The following is a 13,368-nucleotide window of genomic DNA, read 5'->3' as shown; positions in this document are numbered from 1 at the left end:
GACCTAGACTCCGTTATCGTTTTCGAGGCGCCGACCGGCTGCCCCGACCGGCTACCTATCCCCTCGCCCGATGCTTGATCTCGCCGCCGTCTCGCTAACGGCTGCGAGGCCGTTACTGCGCTCTCGCGCCGCGTGCCGCGCGCCTGAACACCCGGCCTGGCACCTGCTGGTGCCTCGCGCGCGCAGGCGGCGCGCGCGCTCGATCAAACTCGCTCGAGCGCCAGTGCGACGCCCATGCCGCCGCCGATACACAGCGAAGCGAGACCCTTCTTCGCATCGCGCTTCTGCATTTCGTGCAGCAGCGTGACGAGAATCCGGCAGCCGGACGCACCGATCGGGTGGCCGATCGCAATCGCCCCGCCGTTCACGTTGATCTTCGACGTGTCCCAGCCCATCTGCTTGTGCACCGCGAGCGCCTGAGCGGCGAACGCTTCGTTGATTTCCATCAGGTCGAGATCGTTCACGCTCCAGCCTGCGCGCTCCAGACAGCGGCGCGAAGCCGGCACCGGGCCCATGCCCATGATCTTCGGATCGACACCCGCGTTCGCGTACGCCTTGATGCGCGCAAGCGGCGTGAGGCCGAGCGCTTCGGCTTTCTTCGCGGACATGACGAGCACCGCCGCCGCGCCGTCGTTCAGACCCGACGCGTTGGCCGCCGTCACCGTGCCTTCCTTCGAGAAAGCCGGCTTGAGGCCCGCCAGCGCTTCGGCCGTCACACCGTGACGCACGAACTCGTCGGTGGCGAAACGCACCGGGTCGCCCTTGCGTTGCGGAATTTCGACCGGCACGATTTCGTCGTCGAAACGGCCCGACTTCTGTGCGGCTTCAGCCTTGTTCTGCGACAACGCCGCAAACGCGTCCTGCTGTTCGCGCGTGATATCGAATTCCTTCGCGACGTTTTCCGCCGTCACGCCCATGTGATACTGGTTGTACACGTCCCACAGGCCGTCGACGATCATCGAGTCGATCAGCTTTGCGTCGCCCATGCGGAAACCGTCGCGCGAGCCCGGCAGCACGTGCGGTGCGGCGCTCATGTTTTCCTGACCGCCGGCGATCACGATGTCCGCGTCGCCCGCAATGATTGCGTTGGCCGCCAGCATGACCGCTTTCAGGCCCGAACCGCAGACCTTGTTGATCGTCATGCCGGGTACTGCCGCAGGCAGACCGGCCTTGATCAGCGACTGGCGCGCCGGATTCTGGCCCGAGCCCGCCGTCAGCACCTGCCCCAGAATCACTTCGCTCACCTGCTCGGGCTTCATACCCGCGCGTTCCAGTACCGCGCGGATCACCGTCGCGCCGAGCTCGGGCGCCGCGATCTTCGCCAGCGACCCACCGAATTTGCCTACTGCCGTACGGGCGGCCGATACGATCACAACATCAGTCATTTCGATATCCTCCGGGCACATCGGCTGATTACGCCGCAGCCCGTCACGTTAAAAATCTCGTTGCTCGTCAAAATCGCTAGCTTGTCTGCTTCCCTGCGTTCGGTCGAACCTCGCGCCATGTCCGCCTCACTCGCGCTGCCGCACGTAGCGCCCCGGCGCCGGTTCGATGACCGGGAATTCCTGGGAGCCCGCCGCAGCGCGCGGCTTCACCTTCTTGCCGCCGTACTGATCGAGCCATGTGGTCCACTCGGACCACCAGCTGCCGGGCACTTCTTTCGCCTCGCCGAACCATTCGTCGGGGGTTTCCGGCAACTCTCCGGTTTCGCTCTCGAGCGTCCAGTAACTGCGCTTCTTTTTCGCGGGCGGATTGATCACGCCGGCGATATGACCGGACGCGCCGAGCACGAACTTCAACGGTCCGGCGAGGAGCGGCACCGACGCATAAGCCGTTTGCCACGGCACGATATGGTCTTCGCGTGAACCGTAAATGAAGGTGGGCACGTCGACCTTCGACAGGTCGACCGGCTCGCCGCAGGTAGTCAGCGCGCCCGGCTCACGCAGACGGTTTTCGAGGTACGTATTGCGCAGATACCAGACATACATGGGGCCCGGCAGGCTTGTCGAGTCGCTGTTCCAGTACAGCAGGTCGAACGGCACCGGCGTGCGTCCCTTCAGATAATTGTCGACCACGTAGTTCCACACGAGGTCGTTCGGCCGCAGAAACGAAAACGCGTTGGCGAATTCGACGCCGCGCATGAGTCCCGGCGGCGTACCGTTCTTGCCGCCGATGGTCTGCTCGCGCATCTGCACATGCGCTTCGTCGACGAAGATATCGAGCACGCCCGTGTCGGAGAAGTCGAGCATCGTGGTGAGCAGCGTCATCGACGCGGCCGGATGTTCACCGCGCGCCGCAGCGACCGCGAGCGCAGTGGCGAGCAGCGTGCCGCCTACGCAGAAGCCGAGCGTGTTGACCTGCTCGCGCCCACTGATCCGGGTCACCGTTTGCAATGCCGTGAGCACGCCCTCGCCGACGTAGTCGTCCCACGTTTTATGGGCGATCGAGGTATCCGCGTTACGCCAGGAGATCAAAAACACCTGGTGTCCCGAATCGAGCACATGCGCGACCAGTGAGTTCTCCGGCTGCAGGTCGAGAATGTAGTACTTGTTGATGCAAGGCGGCACGATCAGCAGCGGACGCTCGCGCACGGTCGCCGTACGCGGTTTGTACTGGATCAACTGCATCAGCTCGTTTTCGAAAACGACCGAGCCTTCGGTGGTCGCGAGATTCTCGCCGACCACGAAGCGCGATTCATCTGTCTGCGAAATCTTGCCGCGCTGCATGTCGGTAAGCAGATTCATTACGCCCTGACGCAAGCTCTCGCCGTGACTTTCCAGCAAGGTCTTCTGCGCCTCGGGATTCAACGCGAGGAAGTTGCTCGGCGATGCGGCGGCCGTCCACTGCTGAACTGCAAAACGGATGCGCTCGCGTACCTTCGGTTCGGCTTCCAGCGCATCGACCATTTCCTGCAGATAGCGCGCGTTCAGCAGATACCATGCGGCGGTGAATGCGAAGGCCGGCGTGGAACTCCATGCGTCGGAACTGAAGCGGCGGTCCTTGAGTTCGGGCGCCTTTGGCGCTGCGCCGTTGCCGCTCGCCTGCTGGAGCAGGACCATCGCTTCGCACGTGTAGTCGGCTTGCAGTTTCTGCAGACGTTCGGGCGGAATCGCCGCGGCTGGCATAGTCAATCCTGCCAGCGAAGGCATGGCGGGCATCCCGCCCGCTGCCAGCTTGCTGAAGTCAGGCATGCCTGGGAAGCCTGGGAAAGCGGGAAGGCCTGGAAACGCTGCAGGAAAAGTCGCTGGAAACGCCGCCGAAAACGCCGGCATTTGCGGCAGGCTCCAGGGGGCCGCGCCTTGCGCTGGAGGAAACGTGCCGTTGCCACCGGGCGCCGCGCCGAGCGCGCGCCACGCATTCAACCAGGCGTCGAAAAATTGCTGCATGCCGGCGGCCGGTGTCGCTCCGCTCGTATCGGCCTGCTGCGTATGCTCCTTCGAGGAGTCGGTGCTGGGGGAAGCTGAGGAATGAGAAGCTGCCATACCTGCTTTTGACCGGTAAGTCCTTGCGGACGGTTGAGAGGCAGGTTCTTGCGCACGTGGGCGATCGCTCGCGCCCTCGTCACGCCCTGTCCCATGTACGAGGAGCTGTGAGAAACATTCTTGCTCCCCATCGCAAGGCATGTCAATGCTTGTTCCCGATTTTGCCGCAGTGCGATAGTTTTTTAATTATCGTTTTCCCTGTATCGCCTGTCATGATTTTCGGCCATATGTCCTGCGCATGTCGGATCGCGAAAAAAGCACGCGTTCTACGGCGCTTTAATCACATTTATGGATTGCAGCGGAACTCTCAATCGGGGCCGTTTTATCGGCTCGAATGAGTTCCGGCAGCGCAGCAAAAAGCGTAGTCCGCGCGCTCCGAGAAGCTGCATACGCATGCTCGTAGATAATCCGGCGCGCGACGCGTGCGCGCGTCAGTCACCGAGTGTCTGTGCCTGATCGTCGAGCCAGATCAAAGCGGCCATCCGGCCGGTCTCGCGATCGCGACGATACGAATAGAACCGCTCGCGTTGTTTGACCGTGCACAGATCGCCGCCGACAATGCGCGTCACGCCGAGCCGCTGCAAGCGCAAGCGAGCCAGCGCCGGAAGGTCCGCAAGATATTTGCCGGCGTTCCGCGGATGCTCGACGAAAGCACTCGCCGTGGCCTCGCGCTCGCTTTCGTCCGTGCTGTTCATGAAGGCGTCGCGCACGTCCGGACCGACTTCGAACGAGTCCGGTCCAATGCACGGTCCGAGGTACGCGTGCAACGCGCCCGCCTGCACGCCGGCGAGTTCCGCGACGCGCCCGGCCGTTTGCTCCACGATGCCTGCCGCGAGTCCGCGCCATCCCGCATGCGCCGCGCCGACTGCGCGCCCGGCTTCGTCGCACAACAGCACCGGCATGCAGTCGGCGATCATCACCACGCAGGCGATGCCCGCGCGATCGGTAACGCTCGCGTCAGCCTGCGCCGGCGCGCCGCTCGCGCGCGCCTCGCTAAGCGCGTCTTCCGCACGCACGATGCGCGCTCCGTGAACCTGATCGAGCCACGCTGCCTCGCTCAAGCCCGTTAGCTCCAGAAGCCGCGCGCGATTGGCGGCGACGGTCGCCAGATCGTCACCGGATTTCATCCCGAGATTCAGGCCGCCGGGCTGGTCCGCGCCGTCGCGCCAGCGCCCGAACGGCGGCTCGCTCACGCCGCCGTCGCGCGTGGTGACGAGCGCGCGCACGCGCGGCGCCACATTCCATGCGGGTTGCACGACATCGGCAAAGCTCAGTTGCGGCAGGCTCGTCATGCGCGATCGTCCTCGTCTTGCTCTGGATGGTCCGTGGCTGCGTCGTCTTCATCGTGCTCGTCGAGGTCGTCGATCTCCTCGCCGGGGGATGCTTCGTAGCCGTCTTCCTCATAGTATGTCTCGTCGAACTCGCCCGCATCGTCGCGGCCGAGACCGAGCGCCGCCGACAGCGCCGCGATGTCCTCGGGCACGTCGGCGCGCCATTGCATCGTGCGGCCGGTTTTCGGGTGAATCAGACCGAGGCGCCATGCATGCAGCGCCTGACGCGCGAACTCGCCGGGCAGCGGCGCAACCGAGCGCTTGCCGCGGGCGCGGCCATAGACAGGATCACCGAGCAGCGGGTGGCCGATGTGCGCGCAGTGCACTCGAATCTGATGCGTGCGGCCCGTTTCCAGATCGCAGTGGATCGCGGTGACCGGCTGACGCTGCCAGATCGCCGTATCGACGCGCCGGAAATGCGTGCGCGCCAGTTTGCCCGATGCGCCTGTGACCACCGCCATGCGCGTGCGCTCGCGCGGATCGCGGCCGATCGGGGCGTCGATCGTGCCTTCTTCGGGCATGTTGCCCCACACGAGCGCGAGATAGCGGCGCTTCACCGTGCGCGCCTGCAACTGGCGCACGAGGTCGGTCTGCGCTTCGAGCGTGCGCGCAACCACCATCAACCCTGACGTTTCCTTGTCCAGCCGATGCACGATGCCCGCGCGCGGCAAGCCCGCCGCCGCGTCGCCATAGCGGTACAGCAGACCGTTCAGCACCGTGCCGCTCCAGTTGCCGGCCGCTGGATGCACGACCATGCCGGCCGGCTTGTTGATGACCACGAGCGTGTCGTCTTCGTAGACGATTTCCAGCGGCACCGGTTCGGGCGTGAAAGCTAGCTGTTCGGGCAGCAGATCCGGCACGAGTTCGATCGTCGCGCCGAGCGGCACCGGCTGGCGGATTTTCGCAGGCTTGCCGTCGATGCGCACGCGCTCCGCCTCGATCCAGCTTTGCAGACGGTTGCGCGAAAACTCGGGGAAGACACGCGCAAGCACCTTGTCGAGGCGCTCGCCTGCCAGTTCGTCGGGCACCACGACATTGCGCGGCGTTTCGTCAGTGACACGGTTCGCCACGGTGGGTACCGTGCTCGCCGCACGGGCCGCGCCGAGCGCGTCGGCGCCGAGATCGTCGTCGAGCGAATCGGCGCCTAACGCGTCGGAGGGGTCGGCGCTTACGTTATAATCTTCGTTGCTATTCCCGGCACCGGTTGCAGCGCCTGGAGTATTTGAGCGGGTCATTGAGTCTGGGTCACCTGGACGTAAAGCTAGACTGGAAAATGCGAGCCTTGAACACCATCACTAAAGCGGCGATCAATTTGAAGGCCCTGAAGAACGCGGCCCGGAAAGTGGCCGGATACATTGCGTGTGCCGCAGCCGTCGCGGTTGTTGCGGCTTGCCACGGCCTGCCGGAGAAGACCGACGAAACGGCAACGTGGAACAACAACAAATTATATACGGAGGCGAACGACGCCTTAAGCGGCGGCGATTTCGGCAAGTGCGCGAAATACTTCGAAATGCTCGAAGGCCGCGATCCGTTCGGCCACTTCGCACAGCAGGCGCAGATCAACGTCGCGTATTGCAGCTGGAAAGACAATGAAGCCGCGGCCGCCGACCAGGCTATCGACCGCTTCATCCAGCTTCACCCGGATCACCCGGACATCGCCTATGCGTACTACCTGAAGGGCATGATCCACTTCAACGACGACCTGGGTCTCTTCGGCCGCTTCTCCGGTCAGGACATGAGCGAGCGCGATCCAAAGTCGCTGCGTGAGTCGTACGACGCTTTCAAGGTCGTCGTCGACCGTTACCCGAACAGCAAATACGCGCCCGACGCTGCACAGCGCATGCGCTACATCGTCAACGCGCTGGCGTCGCACGAAGTCCACGCGGCGGACTACTACTACCGCCGTGGCGCCTATGTGGCTGCGATCAACCGCGCGCAACTCGCGTTGAAGGAATACAAGAACGCACCGGCTATCGAAGACGCACTGCATATCATGATGCTGTCGTATGAGAAGCTGAACCAGCCGCAACTCGCCGACGACACGAGGCGCGTCCTGGCCGGCACCTTCCCCGACAGTCCGTACATCACGGGCCACGCAAGGCCGGGCAAGGAAAAGTCGTGGTGGCAGTTCTAAGCCGCGCGGCACGCTGAAAATCGGCTGCAAATGAAAAACGCCACGACCCAGGTCGTGGCGTTTTGCTTTGCGCGTTCAGTCCAGGCGTTCGCTGGTGCTTCGTGCGTTCGTGTGTCCGTCAATCGCGCTCGAACAACGCAATCGACTCCACGTGCGACGTGTGCGGGAACATGTTGACGACGCCAGCACCCACCAGCCGGTAGCCCGCCTCATGCACGAGCAGACCCGAGTCCCGCGCAAGCGTCGACGGGTTGCAGGACACGTAGACGATGCGCTGCGGCAACGACCCGTTGCCGCTCTGAGCGATCTCGGCCAAAGCTTTCGCGACAGCCAGCGCGCCTTCGCGCGGCGGGTCGATCAGGAACTTGTCGAAGTGGCCAAGCGCGCGAATGTCGTCGGCGGTGACTTCGAAAAGATTGCGGCACGCGAATGACGTATGCCCCGCCACGCCGTTCAGCTCCGCGTTGGCGAGCGCCCGCGAGGTCAGCACTTCGCTGCCCTCGATACCCACGACTTCCTTCGCGACACGCGCGAGCGGCAGCGTGAAGTTGCCGATCCCGCAAAACAGGTCGAGCACTCGGTCGGCGCGCGCAGGCGCCAGCAGACGCAGCGCGCGGCTCACGAGCACACGGTTGATCGCGTGATTGACCTGCGTGAAGTCGGTCGGCTTGAAAGGCATCCGGATGTCGTATTCGGGCAGCGTGTAGTCGAGCTGCACGTCGAGCGGATAGAGCGGCGCGACGGTGTCGGGCCCGCCTGGCTGGATCCAGAACTGGACCTTGTACTCGTCGGCGAACTCTCGCAGCACTTGTTCGTCAGCCGGAGTCAAAGGTTCCAGGTTGCGCACGACGAGCGCCGTCACCGACGAGCCGACCGCCAGTTCGAGCTGCGGCATGCGATCGTAAATGGACAGCTTGCGCACCATGAAGCGCAGCGGCATCAGCATTGCCGACACATGCGGCGGCAGAACTTCGCAGGTTTTCATATCCGCGATGTAGCTGCTCTTCTTCTCGTGAAAGCCGATCCGCATGCCGCCTTTTTCCGGCAGGAAACGCACCGCGAGACGCGCGCGGTAGCGGTAGCCCCAAGCCGGTCCGTGAATCGGCCGGAACACCGTTTCGGGGCGTAGCTTCGCCAGATGCTGAAGGTTGTCCTCGAGCACGCGCTGCTTGACCGCGACTTGCGCGCGAATATCCAGATGCTGCATCGAACAGCCGCCGCAAATGTCGAAGTACACGCACTTTGGCTTGGTGCGCATGACGCTTTCGCGGAACACCTGAACGACTTCGGCTTGCTCGAATTTCGGCTTGCTGCGATGTGTCGAGTAGCTCACGCGCTCGCCCGGCAGCGCGCCTTCGACGAAGACCACCTTGCCGGGCGTGCCGTCCTCGCTCTCCATGCGACCGACGCCGCGGGCTTCCATATCGAGCGAAACGATTTCAATGACCGGTTCATTGCCGGTGATGACGTGCGCTGGCGCAGGAGCGGGCGTCTTATGGTATTTCGACGGGCGCTTCGGCGAGCGACGGTGGGGGGCAGTTCGGGACACCTGCTACTTCCTGGCAAACTTTGGGGAAAGGCGAGATTGTAGACGAAGCGCCGGGCGACGCCTTCGCCCCACGCGTATCTCCACCACCGCCTGCACCGCTACTGATCGAACGCCGCCAGATACTCCGCCCATTGCGGCGCCGTTTCGAGCGCCAGCGCGTTCTTGACCAGATTGATCTCGTCGGCGTATTCAGCCGCGGAAAATGCGCCGCGAATGAGTTGGAAGCGGCAATAGAGCAGATACGTATTCACGACGTCGGTCTCGCAGTAATTGCGGATTTCCTCTATCCGCCCTTCCTGATACGCGTGCCACACCTGGCTGCCGTCCATGCCCATCTTGCCGGGAAAACCGCACATTTTCGCCAGCGCGTCGAGCGGCGCATTGGCGCGCGCCTGGTACATCGCGAGCACGTCCATCAGATCGGTGTGGCGCGCGTGATAACGGCTAATGTAGTTGTTCCACTTGAACTCGCGGTCGTCCTCGCCGAGATCCCAGAACCGGTAGGCGGGTATCCCGTTGACGAGCGCGCGATAGTTCAGCACCGGCAAGTCGAAGCCGCCGCCGTTCCACGACACGAGCTGCGGCGTGTACTTCTCGATCACGCGATAAAACGACTGCACGAGCGCCGCTTCGCCGTCTTCCAGTGTGCCGAGCGAGCGCACGCGAAAACCGTTGTTATCGCGGAACACGCAGGAAATCGCGGCGATCCGTTGCAGATGATGCGGCAGAAAATCGCTGCCGGTCTTGTCGCGACGGGCGGCAAACGCGTGCTCGGCGACTTCGGGGTCGCTCATCGAGGCGGGCAAATCTTCGAGACGGCGGATGCCGGCGACATCGGGAATCGTCTCGATGTCGAAAACAAGAATCGGTGTCATCAGGTTAGAGAACGGCGTCTTTCCGAACGCCGTTGGAGGCGAAAAAGCGCTTCAGCCGCACGAGCGCTTCCTGTTGGATCTGGCGCACACGCTCGCGCGTGAGGCCCATTTCATCGGCCAACTCTTCGAGCGTGGCGGGCTCGATATGATTCAGGCCGAACCGGCGTTCGATCACATGACGGTGCTTGTCCGACAAACGCGCAAGCCACGCGCGCGTGAGCGTTTCCAGTTCGCGATGCTGGACCTCGGCGTCCGGCGACTGGCTCTGGTCGTCGGACAACAGATCGAGCAGACTGCTGGCCGGATCGAGATCGAGCGGCGCGTCGAGCGACGCCGTGTGCTCGTTGAGCGCAAGAATGTCGGTGACTTCGTCAGTGGTCTTACCAGTCAGATACGCGATGTCGTCGATGCTAGCGTCGCGGCGCTCGGCTGCTTCACCCGAATTCATTGAATTTTTTTCCAGATGGCGCTTCGCACGCAACACCTGATTGAGTTCGCGAATCACGTGCACCGGCAAGCGCACGGTGCGCGCCTGGTTCATGATCGCGCGCTCGATGCTCTGTCGTATCCACCAGGTCGCATAAGTGGAAAACCGGAAGCCGCGCGTGGGATCGAATTTTTCGATGGCGTGCATCAGGCCGAGGTTGCCCTCTTCGATCAGATCGAGCAGCGGCACGCCGCGGTTCAGATAACCCTTAGCGATGCTGACGACAAGCCGCAGATTGCGCTCGATCATCACCTGCCGTGCCTCGAACTCACCCGCCTTCGCAAGACGGGAGTACTTCTGCTCCTCTTCGACAGTGAGGAGCGGCTTTACGCTGATGCGATTCAGATAATGCTGGATCGTGTCGGCCGTAAGCTCGGCCTGCAGCAGCGCGCGGAAATCGTCGGCGTCGGGCACGACCTCGGTCGCGCCTTCGCGCGCGTCGCCGCCTTCTTCCGCGCTTTGACGGTCGTCGAGTTCGCGCTCGTCCGCCGTCTCTTCTTCCGCTTCGGAAGCGCCGCTTTGGTCCACCGAAGCGGACGTGGCATCGCTGATCGTTTCAGATTCGGCTTGCGGCAGGCGGCGCTTCGATTTCGGCATGGTCGTATCGCTTATTGCGGCGGCAAATACTTCAGTGGGTCGACAGGTTTACCCTGTCGGCGAACTTCGAAATGCAACATGACGCGGTCTGAATCGCTGTTACCCATTTCGGCGATTTTCTGCCCTTTCGTTACCGCGTCCCCCTCTTTTACCATCAAAGAGCGGTTGTGTGCATACGCGGTGAGATAAGTTGCATCATGCTTGATGATAATGAGATTGCCGTAACCACGCAGCCCATTTCCGGCATAAACCACACGGCCGTCGGCGGAGGCCTTTACCGCGTCGCCCGCCGCGCCGCCAATATTGACACCTTTGTTTGTCGAATCGTTAAACGTACCGAGCAGCGGACCGCGCACCGGCCATGAGAAGTTCACGTTGCCGGATGCACCGGCGCTCGATTCGCTCGCTGCACCAGCACTGGACGGTGGCGTGAGCGCAGCGTTGTTCGCAGTCGAACCGTAGATCGGCGGCGCGGCGACGCCGGCCGCACCACCTGCGGACGGCGACGTGCCGTTCAGCGGCGCGCCCTGCACTGCGCCGGTGCTGCCGATGGGCGCGGTGGTCACGCCGGGCGTCGACGCGGCGGCATTGGCGCCCGGCGGTACAACACGCAGCAGTTGATCCACCTCGATCTGATTCGGGTTCGTGAGATTGTTCCACGCGGAAATGTCGCGGTAGTTCTGGCCATTCTCGAGTGCGATCCGATACAGCGTGTCGCCGGGCTTCACGCGGTAGTAGCCCGGCGGCGGCGGCCCGAGCGGCACTGGCGGCTGCTGCGCTGCCTGTGTGCCGAGCACATTGCCGCCGGAGCGGTCGAGGACCGGCGCCTGATCGAGCCGGGATGCACAGGCTGTCATCAACAGGGACAAGGCGAGCACGCACACGCTGCGCTGGGTTACGGACATGGGGACATTCAGGCTGGTTCTTTGCATCGCGCGCAACATACTCATCGGTGTCAAATCACTCCGGATTTTAAGGGTACAAAGAAAACGCGATCAAGCCGCGACTCGCGCCACTGCGCCGGTCCGAGACGCTCGACGAGCGTCAGTACCTGGCTCTGACCTTCCTGCGAGCCGACCGGCGCGATCAGACGGCCGCCGATCGCGAGTTGTTCAAGTAATGCTTGCGGTACGTCGAGGCCCGCGGCGGCAATCAGAATCGCGTCGAAAGGCGCCGCCGACGGCAGACCCAAACGCCCGTCGCCATAGTGCAGCCGGATGTTCGGAATTCGCAGCGGACGCAAGTTTGTCTTCGCGCGCTCGGACAACGGCTTGATCCGTTCGATCGAATACACCTCGCGCGCAACCTGGCTCAGCACCGCCGCCTGATAGCCGCAACCCGTGCCGATCTCGAGCACATTGGTCAGCGCGCGGCCCGCCGCAGCGAGTTCGATCATTCGCGCAACCACCGACGGCTTCGAGATAGTCTGGTGATGCCCGATCGGCAGCGCGGCATCTTCGTAGGCCTGAACCGCGAGACCCGGATCGACGAACATGTGGCGCGGCACGACCGACATTGCGTTCAACACGCGCTGATCGGTGACGCCGTTCGCACGCAGGCGTTCGACCATGCGTTCGCGAACCCGTTCCGAGGTCAACGCCATGGCGCCGTTCAAAGCGACGTTCGGCGCGGCGCTGCGCTCCACCGGCCGGGTTGCGGGTTTTGCCGACGGCGCCAACTGCGCAGCGGGTTTGGCTGGTGTTCGCGCGGGCGCTGGCGCCAGTGCAGCGGTCCTGCCCGAAGACGACGGACGCACACTCGCACTCTGCACGACGGGCCTCGCCGGCGCTTTCGCTGCAGGCGCGGCAAGCGGCTTTGGCGGCGTGATGACTTGCGGCCTCGCTTGTGCACCGACCGGCGACTTTACCGGGACCGGCGTCTGCGCTCGACCTTGCTTTGACGGCGCTTTGCCCGCCGCGCCGGGCTGCAGATTCTTCGCGGGTTGTTGCCGCGCATTGAGTGCCGCGCTCGCGGCAAGCGCCGCGGCGCGCACTTCGCCCGGACGGCCTTCGGGCCGGCGCGGCTCGCGCACCAGGTCCTCGAGACCGAGCGGAAAGCGCTTCGCGCGCTCGCTCGTCATGAAGCGCCGCTGCCCGCGCGCGCCCAGTCGCGCGCCGCCGGCAGCATTTGCGTGTGAGTCAGATCCAGCTGCAGCGGCGTGATCGACACATGGCCGTTGGCGACTGCGTGGAAATCCGTGCCTTCGCTTGCATCGCGCGCGCTGCCCGACGGTCCGATCCAGTAGATCGGCTCGCCGCGCGGATTGGTCTGGCGGATCACCGGCTGCGACGGGTGCCGCTTGCCTAGACGCGTGATATGCCAGTTGCGCAATTGCTCGTACGGCAGGTTCGGAATATTGACGTTCAGGAGCGGATGCCCCGGCAGCGGATGCGCGAGATAGTGCGCGACGATTTCCGCGGCGACGCGCACCGCGTCTTCGAGATGCACCCAGTCCTTGTCGACCAGCGAGAATGCGATGGCCGGCACACCGAACATGATGCCTTCCGTAGCCGCCGCGACGGTGCCCGAATAAAGCGTGTCCTCGCCCATGTTCTGACCGTTGTTGATACCCGACACGACGAGATCGGGCGTGTGGTCGAGCATGCCCGTCAGCGCGATGTGCACGGAATCGGTAGGCGTGCCGTTCACGTAGTAGAAACCATTGGCCGAGCGCAGCACCGAAAGCGGCCGCGACAACGTCAGGGAATTGGATGCGCCGCTGCAGTTCTGTTCGGGCGCCATCACGGTCACGTCCGCAAGCGGGTTGAGCGCGTCGTAAAGCGCGCCAAGCCCGGGCGCCAGATAACCGTCGTCGTTGCTGAGTAGAATTCGCATGCGGCGATTGTAACCGAGGAAAGAAGGCGCGCGAACGACACGGCAGGCGTGTTGCGCGCGCCACGCTAAGCCGGGGTG

11 protein-coding genes are annotated in these 13,368 nt (G+C 63.7%); 1 reads left to right on the top strand and 10 read right to left on the bottom strand.

The genetic code is table 11. From position 1 onward, the window contains the following. Positions 1–203 precede the first annotated feature (203 nt). The 4 genes from RW095_RS27420 to RW095_RS27405 form a co-directional block, all read right to left on the bottom strand. Positions 204–1,385: an acetyl-CoA C-acetyltransferase gene (locus tag RW095_RS27420; RefSeq protein ID WP_317021937.1), complete on the bottom strand. Its 1,182-nt coding sequence runs from the start codon at positions 1,383–1,385 to the stop codon at positions 204–206. Between the two features lie 126 nt (positions 1,386–1,511). Then, on the bottom strand, positions 1,512–3,386 hold the full coding sequence (gene phaC / locus RW095_RS27415; RefSeq protein WP_317022699.1) for a class I poly(R)-hydroxyalkanoic acid synthase: 1,875 nt from the start codon (positions 3,384–3,386) through the stop codon (positions 1,512–1,514). A 527-nt stretch (positions 3,387–3,913) separates the two neighbouring features. After that, positions 3,914–4,774, bottom strand: coding sequence for a peptidoglycan editing factor PgeF (gene pgeF / locus RW095_RS27410; protein ID WP_317021936.1), 861 nt, complete (start codon positions 4,772–4,774; stop codon positions 3,914–3,916). Further along, entirely contained in the window at positions 4,771–6,048 is a 1,278-nt protein-coding gene (locus RW095_RS27405) for an RluA family pseudouridine synthase (RefSeq protein ID WP_317021935.1), read from the bottom strand. The genes pgeF and RW095_RS27405 overlap by 4 nt, the downstream gene beginning before the upstream one ends. Positions 6,049–6,086: 38 nt before the next feature. On the opposite strand from RW095_RS27405, the gene RW095_RS27400 reads away from it, so the two are divergent. Beyond that, positions 6,087–6,947, top strand: a complete 861-nt coding sequence (locus tag RW095_RS27400; protein WP_317021934.1) for an outer membrane protein assembly factor BamD — start codon at positions 6,087–6,089, stop codon at positions 6,945–6,947. A gap of 118 nt (positions 6,948–7,065) precedes the next feature. On the opposite strand, the gene rlmD is transcribed toward RW095_RS27400, so the two are convergent. The 6 genes from rlmD to surE form a co-directional block, all read right to left on the bottom strand. Next, complete coding sequence (rlmD, locus tag RW095_RS27395; RefSeq protein ID WP_317021933.1) at positions 7,066–8,496, bottom strand: 23S rRNA (uracil(1939)-C(5))-methyltransferase RlmD; 1,431 nt, start codon at positions 8,494–8,496, stop codon at positions 7,066–7,068. 98 nt (positions 8,497–8,594) lie between these two features. Next, the gene (locus RW095_RS27390; protein ID WP_317021932.1) at positions 8,595–9,371 is read right to left on the bottom strand and encodes a 3'-5' exonuclease; all 777 of its coding nucleotides are present in this window, start codon (positions 9,369–9,371) and stop codon (positions 8,595–8,597) included. Between the two features lie 4 nt (positions 9,372–9,375). Further along, a complete protein-coding gene (gene rpoS, locus RW095_RS27385; RefSeq protein WP_128590902.1) occupies positions 9,376–10,455 on the bottom strand; it encodes an RNA polymerase sigma factor RpoS in 1,080 nt (359 codons plus the stop codon). 11 nt (positions 10,456–10,466) lie between these two features. Continuing rightward, the gene (locus tag RW095_RS27380; RefSeq protein ID WP_317022697.1) at positions 10,467–11,405 is read right to left on the bottom strand and encodes a peptidoglycan DD-metalloendopeptidase family protein; all 939 of its coding nucleotides are present in this window, start codon (positions 11,403–11,405) and stop codon (positions 10,467–10,469) included. A gap of 5 nt (positions 11,406–11,410) precedes the next feature. Then, complete coding sequence (locus RW095_RS27375) at positions 11,411–12,535, bottom strand: protein-L-isoaspartate(D-aspartate) O-methyltransferase (RefSeq protein WP_317021931.1); 1,125 nt, start codon at positions 12,533–12,535, stop codon at positions 11,411–11,413. Beyond that, positions 12,532–13,290, bottom strand: a complete 759-nt coding sequence (surE, locus tag RW095_RS27370; RefSeq protein ID WP_317021930.1) for a 5'/3'-nucleotidase SurE — start codon at positions 13,288–13,290, stop codon at positions 12,532–12,534. Before surE ends, RW095_RS27375 begins: the two co-directional genes overlap by 4 nt. Between the last annotated feature and the right edge of the window lie 78 nt (positions 13,291–13,368).

The organism is Paraburkholderia kirstenboschensis, assembly GCF_032806925.1.
GTDB lineage: Bacteria > Pseudomonadota > Gammaproteobacteria > Burkholderiales > Burkholderiaceae > Paraburkholderia > Paraburkholderia kirstenboschensis.
This window is presented reverse-complemented; position numbering and strand designations above follow the sequence as displayed.